The sequence below is a fragment of the Klebsiella sp. GG_Kp146 genome (assembly GCF_040061975.1).
Classification (GTDB): Bacteria; Pseudomonadota; Gammaproteobacteria; order Enterobacterales; family Enterobacteriaceae; genus Klebsiella; species Klebsiella quasipneumoniae.
Window position 1 is genome coordinate 1 of the sequence record NZ_JBEAHA010000008.1, and the last position, 15,130, is coordinate 15,130.

The 15,130-nt window shown below is 56.0% G+C and carries 19 protein-coding genes; 5 read left to right on the forward strand and 14 right to left on the reverse strand.

Going from position 1 to position 15,130, the window contains the following annotated elements; all coding sequences use genetic code 11:
* The 9 genes from ABLU95_RS09500 to fkpA all read right to left on the reverse strand — a co-directional run.
* Positions 1-142 (reverse strand): GTP-binding protein (locus tag ABLU95_RS09500; protein WP_074437493.1); only part of this gene is annotated, 142 nt, incomplete at its 3' end.
* Positions 143-211: 69 nt separating this feature from the next.
* A complete protein-coding gene (gene fusA, locus ABLU95_RS09505; RefSeq protein WP_023291175.1) occupies positions 212-2,326 on the reverse strand; it encodes an elongation factor G in 2,115 nt (704 codons plus the stop codon).
* Positions 2,327-2,422: 96 nt separating this feature from the next.
* Positions 2,423-2,893 carry a 30S ribosomal protein S7 gene (gene rpsG / locus ABLU95_RS09510; protein WP_002920113.1) on the reverse strand — a complete coding sequence of 157 codons (471 nt, stop codon included), beginning with the start codon at positions 2,891-2,893 and terminating at the stop codon, positions 2,423-2,425.
* A gap of 96 nt (positions 2,894-2,989) precedes the next feature.
* Positions 2,990-3,364, reverse strand: coding sequence for a 30S ribosomal protein S12 (gene rpsL, locus ABLU95_RS09515; RefSeq protein ID WP_002920115.1), 375 nt, complete (start codon positions 3,362-3,364; stop codon positions 2,990-2,992).
* A 124-nt stretch (positions 3,365-3,488) separates the two neighbouring features.
* Positions 3,489-3,776 carry a sulfurtransferase complex subunit TusB gene (gene tusB / locus ABLU95_RS09520; protein WP_004202221.1) on the reverse strand — a complete coding sequence of 96 codons (288 nt, stop codon included), beginning with the start codon at positions 3,774-3,776 and terminating at the stop codon, positions 3,489-3,491.
* A 7-nt stretch (positions 3,777-3,783) separates the two neighbouring features.
* Complete coding sequence (tusC, locus tag ABLU95_RS09525) at positions 3,784-4,143, reverse strand: sulfurtransferase complex subunit TusC (RefSeq protein ID WP_086075530.1); 360 nt, start codon at positions 4,141-4,143, stop codon at positions 3,784-3,786.
* Entirely contained in the window at positions 4,143-4,529 is a 387-nt protein-coding gene (gene tusD / locus ABLU95_RS09530; RefSeq protein WP_002920128.1) for a sulfurtransferase complex subunit TusD, read from the reverse strand. Before tusD ends, tusC begins: the two co-directional genes overlap by 1 nt.
* The gene (locus ABLU95_RS09535; RefSeq protein ID WP_002920130.1) at positions 4,529-5,251 is read right to left on the reverse strand and encodes a transcriptional regulator; all 723 of its coding nucleotides are present in this window, start codon (positions 5,249-5,251) and stop codon (positions 4,529-4,531) included. The genes tusD and ABLU95_RS09535 overlap by 1 nt, the downstream gene beginning before the upstream one ends.
* 168 nt (positions 5,252-5,419) lie before the next feature.
* Complete coding sequence (gene fkpA / locus ABLU95_RS09540) at positions 5,420-6,250, reverse strand: FKBP-type peptidyl-prolyl cis-trans isomerase (RefSeq protein ID WP_004202215.1); 831 nt, start codon at positions 6,248-6,250, stop codon at positions 5,420-5,422.
* A gap of 222 nt (positions 6,251-6,472) precedes the next feature.
* Between fkpA and ABLU95_RS09545 the strand changes: the two genes are divergently transcribed.
* The gene (locus ABLU95_RS09545; RefSeq protein ID WP_002920136.1) at positions 6,473-6,691 is read left to right on the forward strand and encodes a protein SlyX; all 219 of its coding nucleotides are present in this window, start codon (positions 6,473-6,475) and stop codon (positions 6,689-6,691) included.
* Positions 6,692-6,749: 58 nt separating this feature from the next.
* On the opposite strand, the gene slyD is transcribed toward ABLU95_RS09545, so the two are convergent.
* From slyD to kefG, 4 genes are all read right to left on the reverse strand, one after another.
* Positions 6,750-7,343 carry a peptidylprolyl isomerase gene (gene slyD / locus ABLU95_RS09550; protein ID WP_004202213.1) on the reverse strand — a complete coding sequence of 198 codons (594 nt, stop codon included), beginning with the start codon at positions 7,341-7,343 and terminating at the stop codon, positions 6,750-6,752.
* A 93-nt stretch (positions 7,344-7,436) separates the two neighbouring features.
* Positions 7,437-7,637 carry a YheV family putative zinc ribbon protein gene (locus ABLU95_RS09555; RefSeq protein WP_002920143.1) on the reverse strand — a complete coding sequence of 67 codons (201 nt, stop codon included), beginning with the start codon at positions 7,635-7,637 and terminating at the stop codon, positions 7,437-7,439.
* Positions 7,638-7,648: 11 nt separating this feature from the next.
* The gene (gene kefB, locus ABLU95_RS09560) at positions 7,649-9,454 is read right to left on the reverse strand and encodes a glutathione-regulated potassium-efflux system protein KefB (protein WP_004202210.1); all 1,806 of its coding nucleotides are present in this window, start codon (positions 9,452-9,454) and stop codon (positions 7,649-7,651) included.
* Positions 9,441-10,004: a glutathione-regulated potassium-efflux system ancillary protein KefG gene (kefG, locus tag ABLU95_RS09565; protein ID WP_004202208.1), complete on the reverse strand. Its 564-nt coding sequence runs from the start codon at positions 10,002-10,004 to the stop codon at positions 9,441-9,443. Before kefG ends, kefB begins: the two co-directional genes overlap by 14 nt.
* Positions 10,005-10,177: 173 nt before the next feature.
* Here kefG and ABLU95_RS09570 point away from each other — a divergent pair, with 173 nt between their 5' ends.
* From ABLU95_RS09570 to ABLU95_RS09585, 4 genes are all read left to right on the forward strand, one after another.
* Positions 10,178-12,082, forward strand: coding sequence for an ABC transporter ATP-binding protein (locus ABLU95_RS09570; protein WP_023291178.1), 1,905 nt, complete (start codon positions 10,178-10,180; stop codon positions 12,080-12,082).
* A 219-nt stretch (positions 12,083-12,301) separates the two neighbouring features.
* Positions 12,302-13,300, forward strand: coding sequence for a hydrolase (locus ABLU95_RS09575; RefSeq protein WP_170927823.1), 999 nt, complete (start codon positions 12,302-12,304; stop codon positions 13,298-13,300).
* Positions 13,297-13,515, forward strand: coding sequence for a YheU family protein (locus tag ABLU95_RS09580; RefSeq protein ID WP_002920151.1), 219 nt, complete (start codon positions 13,297-13,299; stop codon positions 13,513-13,515). The genes ABLU95_RS09575 and ABLU95_RS09580 overlap by 4 nt, the downstream gene beginning before the upstream one ends.
* 36 nt (positions 13,516-13,551) lie before the next feature.
* Positions 13,552-14,421: a phosphoribulokinase gene (locus tag ABLU95_RS09585; RefSeq protein WP_004202201.1), complete on the forward strand. Its 870-nt coding sequence runs from the start codon at positions 13,552-13,554 to the stop codon at positions 14,419-14,421.
* 55 nt (positions 14,422-14,476) lie between these two features.
* Here the strand turns inward: ABLU95_RS09585 and ABLU95_RS09590 are convergent, their stop codons facing one another.
* Positions 14,477-14,881 carry an OsmC family protein gene (locus ABLU95_RS09590; RefSeq protein ID WP_023291180.1) on the reverse strand — a complete coding sequence of 135 codons (405 nt, stop codon included), beginning with the start codon at positions 14,879-14,881 and terminating at the stop codon, positions 14,477-14,479.
* Between the last annotated feature and the right edge of the window lie 249 nt (positions 14,882-15,130).

A 15,130-nucleotide genomic window follows, 5' to 3' on the forward strand; every position in this document is an offset into this window, starting at 1 on the left:
CGAATGCGCGAGCGGAACCACCGTAGGTTTTAGCCAGTACGGTAGTGATGGCAGCAGTCAGGGTAGTTTTACCATGGTCAACGTGGCCGATAGTACCAACGTTGACGTGCGGTTTTGTACGTTCAAATTTTTCTTTAGACACGGCTATATTCCTTACTATAGTGCTCTCCCCTTCGGAGAGAGCACGGGACTTAGGTTTTAATCCTGTGGATTATTTACCACGGGCTTCAATAACGGCCTGAGCAACGTTGTTCGGCGCATCATCATACTTCAGGAATTCCATGGTGTATGATGCACGACCTTTGGTCAGAGAACGCAGCTGAGTTGCATAACCGAACATTTCGGACAGCGGTACTTCAGCGTGGATCTTAACGCCGGTTACTTCGGATTCCTGACCGCGCAGCATACCGCGACGACGGCTCAAGTCACCGATAACGTCACCAGTGTTCTCTTCCGGAGTTTCTACTTCAACCTTCATGATCGGCTCAAGCAGAACTGGTTTTGCTTTCTTAAAGCCTTCTTTAAAGGCAATAGACGCAGCCAGTTTAAACGCCAGCTCAGAGGAGTCAACGTCGTGGTAAGAACCGAAGTGCAGACGGATACCCATATCAACTACCGGGTAACCTGCCAGCGGACCAGCTTTCAGCTGTTCCTGGATGCCTTTATCAACGGCCGGGATGTATTCGCCAGGAATTACACCACCTTTGATGTCGTTGATGAACTCGTAACCTTTCGGGTTAGAGCCCGGCTCCAGCGGGTACATGTCGATCACAACGTGACCGTACTGACCACGACCACCAGACTGCTTGGCGTGTTTACCTTCGATATCGGTAACTTTCGCGCGAATTGCTTCACGGTAAGCAACCTGAGGTTTACCGACGTTCGCTTCAACGTTGAATTCACGCTTCATACGGTCAACGATGATGTCGAGGTGCAGCTCACCCATACCGGCGATAATGGTCTGGTTAGACTCTTCGTCAGTCCATACGCGGAAAGACGGGTCTTCTTTAGCCAGACGACCCAGAGCCAGACCCATTTTTTCCTGGTCAGCTTTGGTTTTCGGCTCAACGGCGATGGAGATTACCGGCTCAGGGAATTCCATACGCTCCAGAATGATCGGCGCATCCGGGTTACACAGGGTGTCACCAGTAGTTACGTCTTTCAGACCGATTGCAGCAGCGATGTCGCCCGCGCGAACTTCTTTGATCTCTTCACGTTTGTTAGCGTGCATCTGTACGATACGACCGAAACGCTCACGTGCAGCTTTCACGGAGTTCAGTACGGTATCACCAGAGTTAACCACACCGGAGTACACGCGGAAGAAGGTCAGGTTGCCCACGAACGGGTCAGTAGCGATTTTGAACGCCAGTGCAGAGAACGGCTCGTCGTCGCTTGCGTGACGCTCAGCCGGAGTATCTTTACCGTCGTCCAGGATGCCGTTGATCGCCGGAACGTCAACAGGGGATGGCAGGTAGTCAATTACCGCATCCAGCATCGCCTGAACACCTTTGTTCTTGAACGCAGAACCACAGGTTACCAGGATGATTTCGTTGTTCAGAACGCGCTGACGCAGAGCTTTTTTGATCTCTTCTTCAGTCAGTTCTTCACCACCCAGGTATTTTTCCATCAGCTCTTCAGAAGCTTCAGCTGCGGACTCGATCAGGTTCTGGTGCCATTCGTCAGCCAGATCCTGCATGTCAGCCGGGATATCTTCGTATTCGAAGGTTACGCCCTGGTCTGCATCGTTCCAGTTGATGGCTTTCATTTTCACCAGGTCAACAACGCCGGTGAAACCTTCTTCAGCACCAATTGCCAGCTGCAGCGGAACCGGGTTCGCGCCCAGACGGGTTTTGATCTGACCAACAACTTTCAGGAAGTTAGCGCCCATGCGGTCCATTTTGTTAACGAACGCGATGCGCGGAACTTTATATTTGTTTGCCTGACGCCATACGGTTTCAGACTGCGGCTGAACACCACCAACTGCGCAGTAAACCATTACCGCACCATCAAGAACACGCATGGAACGTTCTACTTCGATAGTGAAGTCAACGTGCCCCGGGGTGTCGATGATGTTTACACGGTGCGGTTCATACTGCTTAGCCATACCAGACCAGAATGCAGTAGTCGCAGCGGAAGTGATGGTGATACCACGTTCCTGCTCCTGCTCCATCCAGTCCATGGTAGCGGCGCCGTCATGAACTTCACCGATTTTGTGGTTTACACCGGTGTAGAACAGAATACGTTCGGTAGTAGTGGTTTTACCGGCGTCGATGTGCGCACTGATACCGATGTTACGGTAGCGTGCGATGGGTGTTGTACGAGCCATTTGATTCCTCGTTTATTTCTTTAGGCGTTCAGTTAAGTTATCCAGAGCGGGCGACTCATCTGAAGCGCCCGCCTGGTGACTATGACTCCGAAGGGATTACCAACGGTAGTGAGCGAACGCCTTGTTGGCTTCGGCCATACGGTGAACGTCTTCACGTTTCTTAACTGCAGTACCTTTGTTGTCTGCAGCATCAGTGAGTTCGTTCGCCAGGCGCAGAGCCATGGATTTATCACCGCGTTTACGAGCAGCTTCAACGATCCAACGCATTGCCAGGGCATTACGACGGACCGGACGAACTTCAACTGGAACCTGATAAGTAGAACCACCTACGCGGCGGGACTTAACTTCGACAGTCGGGCGCACGTTTTCGAGCGCAACTTCGAAGGCTTCCAGTTCAGATTTACCAGAACGCTGAGCCAGGGTCTCCAGCGCGCTGTATACGATAGTTTCTGCAGTAGATTTTTTACCATCTACCATCAGGATATTGACAAATTTAGCCAGCAGTTCTGATCCGAACTTCGGATCCGGCAGAATTTTACGCTGACCAATGACGCGACGACGTGGCATGGAAATACTCCGTTGTTAATTCAGGATTGTCCAAAACTCTAAGAGTTTAGTATGACATTAAGATAAATCAGTTTGGCCTTACTTAACGGAGAACCATTAAGCCTTAGGACGCTTCACGCCGTACTTGGAGCGAGCCTGCTTACGGTCTTTAACGCCGGAGCAGTCAAGCGCACCACGAACGGTGTGGTAACGAACACCCGGAAGGTCTTTAACACGACCGCCACGGATCAGGATCACGGAGTGCTCCTGCAGGTTGTGACCTTCACCACCGATGTAGGAGGTGACTTCGAAACCGTTAGTCAGACGCACACGGCAAACTTTACGCAGTGCGGAGTTCGGTTTCTTAGGAGTGGTGGTATATACGCGAGTACATACGCCACGTTTCTGCGGGCAGGCTTCCAGCGCTGGCACGTTGCTCTTTGCAACTTTGCGCGCGCGTGGTTTGCGTACCAGCTGGTTAATTGTTGCCATTAAATAGCTCCTGGTTTTAGCTTTTGCTTCGTAAACACGTAATAAATCGCCTCATATATTATGAGGACGCAGAATTTTAGGGCGGTGCCGAAAAGGTGTCAAGAAATATACAACGATCCCGCCATCACCAGGCCAACTGACCGGCATGTTTGACTGTGAGTCTGACGAAATCAGTATAGCTAACCCTGCCGACACTGTCCGCAATTTGACCAGTTAGCCCGCGGGCGTCAACGTCGTCTTGCAGCACGTAAAGGGTTATGGGGGCGGATTGCAGGATCTCAAGGAAGCGACCGCCGGCGATAGCCGCCGCGACGCCATCAGACAGCAGTAACAGATCGTCACCCTGCTCCATCAAGCGAAGCATTGCTGCGATATCGGCATGCCAGGGAGAAACACTGAGCGTATGGAGCATGGGGGCCTCAGAAACGCAAAATCACATCAAATTCATGCAGACGGGCGCGCAGGGCATCCGGCGCCAGGCATTCGACATCCACCACCCACGGGGTCGCGGGGTCCAGGCCGCGCTCTCGCGACGACTCGGCGCACAGCCAACACTGGTCGATATCATATAGCGACAGCAGTTTAAAGGTGGCGATGTAATCGCGGGCCAGCACAGCGCCAGGCCGCTGGGCGGGCAACAGCTGAAACACGCCGTCGCCCACGAAAAATACGCCAATCTCGTCGGTGAGGGCAGAGGTGGCTAATAAGGCGTCGAGGCCTTCCCTGCCGGCGGCGCTGCCGTGCGGCGCGGAGGAAAAAACGAAAGCCACACGTTTCATCAAAACTGTACCATCCGATCGCAAGTAAGCGCCGCTTCCGCCAGCGCGCCAAGTCCGCTCAACGTAAAACCCGGCTGCAGATTATGGCCAGGCAGAGCGAGCTGCTGCGCTTCGCGCTCGTCCGTTACGCCACGACGCAGGGCGGCCGCCACGCAGATATGCAGCGCGACGCCGTGCTCATCGTGGAGGGATTGCCACCCGCGCACCAGATCGAACTCATCGCTGGCGGGCGCCGTCAGCTGGTTAGCGTTAAGCACGCCTTCGCGATAGAAAAAAACGCACGCCAGCTCATGGCCTTCCTGCAGCACGGCCTGAGCAAATTGCCAGGCGCTGCTCGCCTGCTGCGTTCCATAGGCAGGGCCGGTCACCGTGAGGGCAAAACGCATTACTTATCCAGCCCCTGGAAATCGCCGCTTTTGAACTGGCGAATATAGAGGTAGACGGTGTGCTTGGAGATGTTCAGACGATCGGCCACCTGGTTAATGGCGTCTTTAATATCGAAGATCCCTTTCTCGTAGAGATTCAGCACGATTTGACGGTTTTTAGCATTGTTGGACACGCTGCGATCGGCATTCACCTCTTCGATGGTGAATTCCAGAGTCTGGGCGACCAGATCGTCAACCGAGGAAGCAAAGTTCACCGGCGAGTTAACCTCGGGCGTTTCTGGCGGAATAAAGGTGCTCATGATCTGGGAAAACGGCACATCCAGATTCATATTGATGCACAGCAGACCAATCACCCGGTGATCGCGGTTGCGGATGGCAATCGTCACCGACTTCATCAGGACGCCGCTTTTGGCGCGGGTAAAGTAGCATTTGGAAACGCTGCTATCGGCGCCCGTCATATCGTGCAGCATGCGCAGCGCAAGATCGGTAATCGGTGAACCGATTTGGCGGCCGGTATGTTCACCATTGGCGATACGGATGGCAGAGCATTTCAGATCCTGCAAAGAATGCAGCACGATTTCACAGTGCGAACCGATGAGCATCGCCAACCCGTCCACCACCGCTTCATAAGATTTAAGAATATCGAAATCGGTCTGGTCAAAGGGACGTTGATCCAGCAGGTCAAGCTCGCTGGTTTCGTTGGTTAAAAGCGACCTGGACATGAAAAAAAGCACTCCTTTTCAGGAGCCTGTCGTTATTGTCAGGGCAGGCTCATCATCATTATTAAGCTATCTAAAGTAATACAGCGCCTGAGGATCTTTCCAGTTTTAATTATATCTGCGCTCAATAAAAAAGCCGCCGCCTCTGACGAGACGGCGGCCTGAACCCGATTACTTCTTAGCGTCAGCTTTCGCGTCCGCGGCTTTCGCATCGCCAGCGGCTTCCGGCTGAGCATCTGCCTTCGGCGCCGGTTTGATATCCAGCAGCTCTACATCAAAGACCAGCGTAGAGTTGGCCGGGATGCCCGGGACGCCGGTTTTGCCGTAGGCCAGATCTGGCGGAATGACCAGCTTGATTTTGCCGCCTTTCTTGATGTTCTTCAGGCCTTCAGTCCAGCCCGGGATCACCCCGTCGAGACGGAAAGAGAGCGGCTCGCCGCGGGTATAAGAGTTATCAAACTCTTTGCCGTCGATCAGCGTACCTTTGTAGTTAACCACCACGGTGTCGCTGTCTTTCGGCGCATCGCCAGTGCCTTCTTTCTCGACTTTATACAGCAGGCCAGTTTTCGACGTTTTCACGCCCTTCTCTTTGGCAAAGCTGTCACGGAAAGCTTTACCTTTGGTTTCGTTCTCAGTGGCGTCTTTTTCCATTTTCTGCTGAGCCGCGGTCTTCACGCGCGTTTCAAAGGCCTGCAGAGTCTGTTCGATCTCCTGGTCGGACAGTTTGCTCTTATCGGCAAACGCGTCTTGTACGCCGGCGATCAGCTGGGCTTTATCCAGCTTAATGCCGAGTTTTTCTTGTTCTTTCAGGGAGTTTTCCATGTAACGCCCCAGGGACGCGCCCAGCGCATAGGCCGATTTCTGATCGTCATTTTTAAATGCCGATTTACTCTCAGCCGCCGGGGCTGCTTTCGCCGCGGTATCTGCAGCAAAGGTCAGCGGTGCATTCAGGGCGACGGCCATTGTGGTCGCCAGCAGCGTTACTTTAAACAGTGATTTCATCCATTTCTCCAGGGCCGGGGCCTCTCACCCCAGGGTTATCGTAAAAAGCAAAAAACGTACTATAGAACGTCGCCGTTAAAATCTACATACGGACGTTCCTGAATATCGCCACTTTTAGGACTATTTTTGTATGAATAAGTTTCCTGTAGGACGCAGCGATGCTGCGCGCCGGGGGAAACTTAAGTAGAATCCGCCCGCAGGATCAGACTAAAGAGGTTACCCATGCACGATAGCACATTAGAAACGCGCCTTGCGGAGCTGGAAAGCCGGCTGGCGTTTCAGGAAATCACCATCGAAGACCTCAATAAAACCGTGACCGCCCACGAGATTGAGATGGCGAAGATGCGCGAGCATATGCGTCTGATGATCGAGAAGCTGAAGGCGACCCAACCCTCCCATATCGCCTCCCAGGCCGAAGAGACGCCGCCGCCGCATTATTGAGGCGTAAAAAAAGCGGGTCTCCCCGCTTTTTTGTTGTCTTCGCGCCGAAGCGCGAAGATTAGTGGCAACCGCAGCCACCGTGGCCGCCGCAGCCGCCTTTACCATGGTCGTGGCCATGATCGTGGTCGTGACCGTGACCGCCGCAGCAGCCATCGTGACCATGATCGTGGTCGTGATCATGACCATGCGCGCCGTGCACGTGACCGTGCTCCAGCTCTTCAGCGGTCGCTTCGCGGATGGCGACAACTTCCACATTGAACTTCAGGTTCTGACCTGCCAGCATGTGGTTGCCATCAACCACCACGTGGTCGTCTTCAACTTCAGTAATCTCTACTGGTACCGGACCCTGATCGGTTTCCGCCAGGAAGCGCATGCCAACCTGCAGTTCATCAACGCCCATGAAGACGTCTTTCGGTACACGCTGCACCAGGTTTTCGTCATACTGACCGTAAGCGTCGTTAGCGCCAACGGCTACGTCAAATTTGTCGCCCACTTCGTGGCCATCCAGCGCGTTTTCCAGGCCGGAAATCAGGGAGCCGTGACCGTGCAGGTAATCCAGCGGCGCGCTTACCGGAGACTCATCAACCAACACACCGTCTTCTGTACGTACCTGATAGGCCAGGCTGACCACCAGGTCTTTTGCTACTTTCATGATATCTCCTGAGATGGGAAGAATAGTGGCGCAGATTGTAGCGGAATTCTGCTGCCGTGTACCCTTTAGCTTAAAAAAAGCCGACGGATAACGCTAGTCGGGATGAAAAATGCCAATCACCTGCTCCTCTTTGCGTACATGCTCACGGGCCTCTTTATCCGCCTCACGCATCTGATGACCGCACTTAACGCATTCAACAACATCGACATTATTTTCACGCCACATCGCCAGTGAATCCTGCGCCTGGCACGCCGGACATTTCGCCCCGGCAATAAAACGTTTACGTACTGCCATATGATTTACCTTTATTCAAACTCGTCCCAGCCGTCCAGCTGCCGGCTCTCTTTCTGCATTTCGCGCTGAAAAATCTCTTCCAGTTCGCGCCGGGCTTCCCGCACGCGTGATATCTGTACCGTATCAGTATGCACCGGCATTAACTCACGCAGCATTCGCATATCGAGGCGTCGGAAGTGCAGCTGCGCGCGCTGGGCCTGGTGAGGATGCATCCCGAGGGTGATGAGCGCTTTACGCCCCAGCTCCAGCGCGCTGGAGAAAGTCTCACGGGAAAACTGCGTCACGCCGGCCTGCAGAAGCTCATGCGCCTCGACGCGCCCGCGAGCGCGCGCCAGGATGTGCAGATGTGGAAAGTGTTGTTGACACATCTCCACCAGCCGCATGGTGTCTTCCGGCTCATTACAGGTAATGACGATCGACTGCGCCTCCTCCGCCCCCGCCGAGCGCAGCAGTTCCAGCTGGGTGGCATCGCCAAAATAGACTTTATAGCCATAGTTGCGCATCAGATTCACCGCGCTGATGTCTCGCTCCAGCACCGTAATACGCATCTTATTGGCCATCAGCAGGCGACCGATGACCTGGCCGAAACGGCCAAAGCCAACAATAATCACCTGCGGTTTATCGTCCTCTACCCACGGCGCCTCATCGGTATCCTCTGCTGGATTCAGGCGTCGCGACAGTATCTTATCGATCCCTTTCATCAGCAGCGGCGTGGTCATCATCGACAAGGTGACGGCCACCAGCAGCAGCGCCATCTGGTCGTGCTGGAACAACCGCTGAGAAGCGGGCAGCGAAAAGAGAACAAACGCGAACTCGCCGCCCTGGCTTAATACGCCCGCAAACTGCATACGCTCGGAACTCCGCAGGCCATAGAGACGGGCCAGCAGATAGAGCACCAGCATTTTTACCGCCACCAGCACCGCCACGCTCACCGCCACCCACAGCAGATGGGTGTACAGCACGCCAAGGTTCAGCGCCATACCGACGGAGATAAAGAACAACCCAAGCAGCAGCCCCTTGAACGGATCGATGGCGATCTCCAGTTCATGGCGATACTCACTTTCCGCCAGCAGCACGCCGGCGATAAAGGTACCTAGCGCCATCGACAGCCCCAGCGCCTCCATAAACAGGGCGGATCCAAGGACCAGCAGCAGCGTGGCGGCAGTGAACACTTCCCTGACCCCGGAGCTGGCGATAAAGCGGAACACCGGCCGCAGTAAATAGCGTCCGCCAATCAGCATTCCGGCAAACGCCAGGACCTTCATGCCGACCGTTAGCCAGTTCACATGCTCATCCGCGGAACCCGCCAGCAGAGGCACCAGCGCCAGCGCCGGGATCACCGCCAGATCCTGAAACAGCAGGACCGAAAAGCCTAACTGCCCTGATTCGCTGCGGCTCATTCCCTTCTCGCGCATCAGCTGCAGTGCCATCGCGGTAGAGGACATCGCCAGGCCGATCCCGCCGACCACCGCCGCCTGCCATGAAAATCCTGTCGTCATCAACAGACCGCCGAGGATCGCCGCGCTGAGCATCACCTGCGCCGCGCCAACGCCGAAGATGGAGCTTCGCAGCCGCCATAGCTTGGCGGGATTGAGCTCCAGGCCGATGATAAACATCAGAAACACCACGCCGAGTTCAGAGAAATGGAGAATTTCATCCACATCGCTGATAAACCCGAGCCCCCACGGACCAATGGCGATCCCGGCCAGCAGATAGCCCAGCACCGCGCCAATTCCCAGTCTTGAAGCCAGAGGGACGGCGATAACGGCCGCGAACAAAAACAGCACCCCCGCCAGCAGCAAATCAAATCCCGCCATGGACACCTCCGGCGGCAAGGGGGTTGGCCAGCCAGTCCCGATAGGCCAGGGCGCGGCTGCGTAGCTCCTCTGGCTGTTGCCGCCGGGCCCAGTAGACGATAATGGGGCTCATCCAGTGCATACGGCACATGCCGGCGGTCAGTTCAAAAGGACGTAAAATATCGTTCATTGGATAGCGATTCGCATCGCGACGGTAGGCGCTCTCAGGTTCGCCGGTGGTGATCACGCTGCGCCAGTACTTTCCCGCCAGTTCGTTCCCTCCGGCGCCGCTGGCGAAGCCGCGGCTTAAGACACGATCCAGCCACTCCTTGAGCAGCGCCGGACAGCTCCAGGTATATAAAGGATGCTGGAAAACGATCACCTCATGCTGGCGCAGCAGGTCCTGTTCGTGAGCAATATCGATAAAAAAATCCGGATAGTGCGCGTAGAGATCGTGCACGGTGACGTTTGGCAACTGTAAGGCCGGTTGTAATAAAACCCGGTTGGCCACGGAATCCTGAGATTCTGGGTGGGCATACAGCAGCAACACTTTCGCTGTCTGAGACATCATTCCCCTCCCGTAGGTCTTCTGGCGGCCTGCACAGCCCTGGCGTTTTGACACAGCCAGAATGACTTTGTGTATCGTCTTCGTTTTGGGCTACCATGGCGGCCCGGTGAAGCGATTCGCTTCCACACTACATTATCATAATGACAAATTAACATAGTCTGAACATACGGCGCCTTATGATTGTTTTCTCCTCGTTACAAATTCGTCGCGGCGTTCGCGTCCTGCTGGACAACGCCACCGCTACCATCAACCCTGGCCAGAAGGTCGGTCTGGTGGGGAAAAACGGCTGCGGGAAATCGACGCTGCTATCGCTTTTGAAAAACGAGATAAGCGCTGACGGCGGCAGTATGACCTTTCCCGGCAACTGGCAGCTGGCCTGGGTGAATCAGGAAACCCCGGCCCTGCCGCAGCCAGCAATCGATTATGTCATTGACGGCGATCGCGAATATCGCCAGCTGGAAGCCGCGCTCCAGCAGGCTAACGAGCGCAACGACGGCCATGCCATCGCCACCGTCCACGGCAAGCTGGACGCCATCGACGCCTGGACCATCCGCTCCCGCGCCGCCAGCCTGCTGCACGGCCTGGGTTTCAGCAATGAACAGCTCGAGCGGCCGGTCAGCGATTTTTCCGGCGGCTGGCGTATGCGTCTAAACCTCGCGCAGGCGCTGATCTGCCGCTCCGATCTGCTGCTGCTCGATGAACCGACTAACCACCTCGACCTTGATGCGGTGATCTGGCTGGAGAAGTGGCTGAAGGGCTACACGGGGACGCTGATCCTGATCTCCCACGATCGCGATTTCCTCGATCCTATCGTCGACAAAATTATCCATATCGAACAGCAGACGATGTTTGAGTACACCGGCAACTACAGCTCGTTTGAAGTGCAGCGCGCCACCCGGCTCGCTCAGCAGCAGGCGATGTACGAAAGCCAGCAGCAGCGTGTCGCGCATCTGCAAAGCTATATCGATCGCTTCCGCGCCAAAGCCACCAAAGCCAAGCAGGCGCAGAGCCGTATTAAAATGCTGGAGCGGATGGAACTCATCGCCCCGGCGCACGTGGATAACCCGTTCCACTTCAGCTTCCGCCAGCCGGAGAGCCTGCCAAACCCGCTGCTGAAGATGGAGAAAGTCAGCGCCGGCTATGGCGAGCGTATTATCCTCGACTCCATTAAGCTCAATCTGGTGCCGGGGTCGCGTATCGGCCTGCTGGGCCGCAACGGCGCAGGGAAATCGACGCTGATTAAGCTGCTGGCTGGCGAACTCCAGCCCGTGAGCGGCGAGATCGGCCTCGCCAAAGGCATCAAGCTCGGCTACTTCGCCCAGCATCAGCTGGAGTTCCTGCGCGCCGATGAGTCGCCGCTGCAGCACCTGGCGCGCCTGGCGCCGCAGGAGCTGGAGCAGAAGCTGCGTGATTATCTTGGCGGCTTTGGTTTCCAGGGGGATAAGGTCAGCGAAGAGACCCGCCGCTTCTCCGGTGGAGAAAAGGCGCGTCTGGTGCTGGCCCTGATCGTCTGGCAGCGCCCTAACCTGCTGCTGCTCGACGAACCGACCAACCATCTCGACCTCGATATGCGTCAGGCCTTAACCGAAGCGCTGATCGACTTTGAAGGGGCGCTGGTAGTCGTATCGCACGATCGCCACCTGATCCGCTCCACCACCGACGATCTGTACCTTGTCCACGATGGCAAAGTCGAACCGTTCGACGGCGATCTGGACGATTATCAGCAGTGGCTCAGCGACTCGCAAAAACAGGAGTCCCAGAGCGGCGACGCGCCAAAAGAGAGCGGCAACAGCGCGCAAGCGCGCAAAGACCAGAAGCGTCGGGAAGCGGAGCTGCGCAGCCAGACCCAACCGCTGCGCAAAGAGATCGCCCGTCTGGAAAAAGAGATGGACAAGCTCAACGCGCAGCTGGCCAGTGCGGAAGAGAAACTTGGCGACAGCGAACTCTACGACGCCTCGCGGAAAGCGGAACTGACTGAATGCCTGCAGCAGCAGGCCAGCGCGAAATCCGGGCTGGAAGAGTGCGAAATGGCCTGGCTGGAGGCACAAGAGCAGCTGGAGCGCATGCTTCAGGAAGGCTAACGCCGCCTCATCATTCTGCCTGCGACGGCGCGGGCAGAATGGGTTTCTGCCATTCCCATGCTCAGGCCATCAATGACATCAATGGTTTGTTTTCGGTGTCACCGGGCGTCATTGGCCACAAGACCACATATTGGCTAACTCCCGCGCGCCCTGCGCGGTATAGTCATCATCACGTTTATTAATTATTCTGGTGCTATGGTTGAAATCATCCCCACAGACATGACGCCCCCCGAAAACGATTCGCGTGAGTTCCATCCCATGCGCGGCGTGGGCAATCGTCATCTGCAAACCATGCTGCCGCGGCTGATCCGCCGTAAATTGCGCTTTACCCCGCACTGGCAGCGCCTTGAGCTGCCGGACGGCGATTTTGTCGATCTCGCCTGGAGCGAAGACCCGCACGAGGCGCGCCACAAGCCGCGCCTCGTCGTCTTTCATGGTCTGGAAGGAAGTCTGCACAGCCCGTATGCCCATGGCCTGATCCACGCGGCGATGCAGCGCGGCTGGCTGGGCGTGGTCATGCACTTTCGCGGCTGCAGCGGCGAACCTAACCGCAATCACCGCATCTATCACTCCGGCGAAACGGAAGATGGCACCTGGTTTCTCCACTGGCTGCAGCGCGAGTTTGGCCCCGCGCCGACCGCCGCCGTCGGCTATTCGCTGGGCGGCAACATGCTGGGCTGCCTGCTGGCAGAAGAAGGCGACCGCTGCCCGCTGGATGCGGCGGTGATCGTTTCCGCGCCTTTCATGCTGGAAGCCTGCAGCTATCATATGGATAAGGGCTTCTCGCGAGTTTATCAGCGCTATCTGCTCAATCTGTTAAAAGCCAACGCCTCACGTAAGTTGAAAGCGTATCCTGGCTCGCTGCCCGTCGATTTACGCCAGCTCAAAGGGATGCGCCGCATCCGGGAATTTGACGACATGATCACCGCCAAAATCCATGGTTTCGCCGATGCGCTGGATTATTACCGGCAATGCAGCGCCATGCCGCGGCTCAGCGATATCACTAAGCCGACGCTCATCATCCATGCGAAAGACGACCCGTTTATGGACCACCACTCCATTCCCCCGCAGGAGCAACTGCCGGCGAACGTCGAGTATCAATTGACTGAACAAGGCGGCCACGTCGGCTTCGTCGGCGGCACCCTGCGTAAACCGGAGATGTGGCTGGAAAGACGTATTCCCGACTGGTTAAACCGCTGGCTGGAGGTTCCGGTATGATTATTCCCTGGCAGGATCTGGATCCCGAAACGCTGGATAACCTGATTGAAAGCTTTGTGTTACGCGAAGGCACCGATTATGGTGAACATGAACGTTCACTTGCCGATAAAGTCGCCGATGTAAAACAGCAGCTGAAACGCGGAGAGGCGGTCCTCGTGTGGTCGGAACTGCATGAGACGGTCAATATTATGCCGCGCGCCCTGTTTAACGGCTAAGGCGACGCCACTACATCGTTTAACCAGGGAGTTGTTATGTCTGCCAAACATCCGGTGATCGCCGTCACGGGCTCCAGCGGCGCGGGCACTACCACCACCAGCCTCGCCTTTCGCAAAATCTTCGCGCAGCTAAATCTGCACGCCGCGGAGGTGGAAGGCGACAGCTTTCATCGCTACACCCGCCCGGAAATGGACATGGCGATCCGCAAAGCGCGGGATCAGGGCAAACATATCAGCTACTTTGGCCCGGAGGCGAACGACTTCGGCCTGCTGGAGCAGACCTTTGTCGACTATGGCCGCCATGGCAAAGGCCAGTCGCGTAAATACCTGCACACCTATGACGAAGCCGTGCCGTGGAATCAGGTGCCGGGAACCTTCACCCCATGGCAGCCGCTGCCGGAGCCGACGGACGTGCTGTTCTATGAGGGGCTGCACGGCGGGGTTGTCACGCCGCAGCATGATGTCGCCAGCCATGTCGACCTGCTGGTCGGGGTCGTGCCTATCGTTAACCTGGAGTGGATCCAGAAACTCATTCGCGACACCAGCGAACGCGGCCACTCCCGGGAGGCGGTGATGGACTCCGTCGTCCGATCGATGGAAGATTACATTAACTTCATCACCCCGCAGTTTTCCCGCACCCACATCAACTTCCAGCGCGTGCCGACGGTGGACACCTCCAACCCGTTTGCCGCGAAAGCGATCCCCTCTCTGGACGAGAGCTTTGTGGTGATCCATTTCCGCAATCTGCAGAACATCGACTTCCCCTGGCTGCTGGCGATGCTACAGGGCTCGTTTATTTCGCACATGAACACCCTGGTGGTGCCGGGCGGTAAAATGGGGCTGGCGATGGAGCTTATTATGGCGCCGCTGGTCGAGCGTCTGATGGAAGGCCGAAAGATCGGCTAACAGAAAAAACCCCGGCCAGGCCGGGGTTGAGATCATTCACATCAGCAGGCGAAGACTACGCCTCGATCACTTCATAGGAGTGGGTGATCTTCACCGCTTTTTCCAGCATCAGCGCCACCGAGCAGTATTTCTCTGCCGACAGATCCACCGCGCGGGAAACTGCGGCATCTTTCAGCGCCTTACCGGTGACGATAAAGTGCAGATTAATATGCGTGAACAGGCGCGGCGCCTCTTCCCGACGCTCAGAGGTCAGCTTCACTTCGCAGTTGGTCACGTCGTGACGACCTTTTTGCAAAATGGAGACCACATCGATCGCACTGCAACCGCCCGCCGCCATCAGCACCATCTCCATCGGGCTGGGCGCCTTATCTCCGGAGTTGCCATCCATCAGAATCTGGTGTCCTGACGCGGACTCCCCGATAAAGGTTAACCCTTCAACCCATTTCACACGCGCTTGCATAAAATTTAACTCCAGTATCGCAATATTCCTGTCAGATTACGCGCACATAACAATTCTCGCAACGGAAGGCGACCTGCGTCATGCTGAAGCGAGACACCAGGAGACATGCGGCGAAAGCTATGCTAAAACAGTCTGGATGCTACAGTAATACATTGATGTACTGCATGTATGCAGAGGAGTTCACATTACAGGCTGTCGAAAAATCATCAGCCAGCTTCCCAGGTATAGGGAAACAATACGATTGCATGC

Excerpts from the sequence above, each read along its gene's own strand:
- fkpA (WP_004202215.1), bottom strand. The coding sequence starts at position 6,250 with ATGAAATCACTGTTTAAAGTAACGCTGCTGGCGACCACAATGGCCGTC.
- rpsG (WP_002920113.1), bottom strand. The coding sequence starts at position 2,893 with ATGCCACGTCGTCGCGTCATTGGTCAGCGTAAAATTCTGCCGGATCCG.
- tusD (WP_002920128.1), bottom strand. The coding sequence starts at position 4,529 with ATGCGTTTTGCCCTCACGGTGACCGGCCCTGCCTATGGAACGCAGCAG.
- ABLU95_RS09570 (WP_023291178.1), top strand. The coding sequence starts at position 10,178 with ATGATTGTTTTCTCCTCGTTACAAATTCGTCGCGGCGTTCGCGTCCTG.
- kefB (WP_004202210.1), bottom strand. The coding sequence starts at position 9,454 with ATGGCGGGATTTGATTTGCTGCTGGCGGGGGTGCTGTTTTTGTTCGCG.
- rpsL (WP_002920115.1), bottom strand. The coding sequence starts at position 3,364 with ATGGCAACAATTAACCAGCTGGTACGCAAACCACGCGCGCGCAAAGTT.
- ABLU95_RS09555 (WP_002920143.1), bottom strand. The coding sequence starts at position 7,637 with ATGGCAGTACGTAAACGTTTTATTGCCGGGGCGAAATGTCCGGCGTGC.
- ABLU95_RS09580 (WP_002920151.1), top strand. The coding sequence starts at position 13,297 with ATGATTATTCCCTGGCAGGATCTGGATCCCGAAACGCTGGATAACCTG.
- tusC (WP_086075530.1), bottom strand. The coding sequence starts at position 4,143 with ATGAAACGTGTGGCTTTCGTTTTTTCCTCCGCGCCGCACGGCAGCGCC.
- ABLU95_RS09575 (WP_170927823.1), top strand. The coding sequence starts at position 12,302 with ATGACGCCCCCCGAAAACGATTCGCGTGAGTTCCATCCCATGCGCGGC.
- ABLU95_RS09545 (WP_002920136.1), top strand. The coding sequence starts at position 6,473 with ATGCACGATAGCACATTAGAAACGCGCCTTGCGGAGCTGGAAAGCCGG.
- ABLU95_RS09535 (WP_002920130.1), bottom strand. The coding sequence starts at position 5,251 with ATGTCCAGGTCGCTTTTAACCAACGAAACCAGCGAGCTTGACCTGCTG.
- tusB (WP_004202221.1), bottom strand. The coding sequence starts at position 3,776 with ATGCTCCATACGCTCAGTGTTTCTCCCTGGCATGCCGATATCGCAGCA.
- kefG (WP_004202208.1), bottom strand. The coding sequence starts at position 10,004 with ATGATGTCTCAGACAGCGAAAGTGTTGCTGCTGTATGCCCACCCAGAA.
- ABLU95_RS09585 (WP_004202201.1), top strand. The coding sequence starts at position 13,552 with ATGTCTGCCAAACATCCGGTGATCGCCGTCACGGGCTCCAGCGGCGCG.
- slyD (WP_004202213.1), bottom strand. The coding sequence starts at position 7,343 with ATGAAAGTAGCAAAAGACCTGGTGGTCAGCCTGGCCTATCAGGTACGT.
- fusA (WP_023291175.1), bottom strand. The coding sequence starts at position 2,326 with ATGGCTCGTACAACACCCATCGCACGCTACCGTAACATCGGTATCAGT.
- ABLU95_RS09590 (WP_023291180.1), bottom strand. The coding sequence starts at position 14,881 with ATGCAAGCGCGTGTGAAATGGGTTGAAGGGTTAACCTTTATCGGGGAG.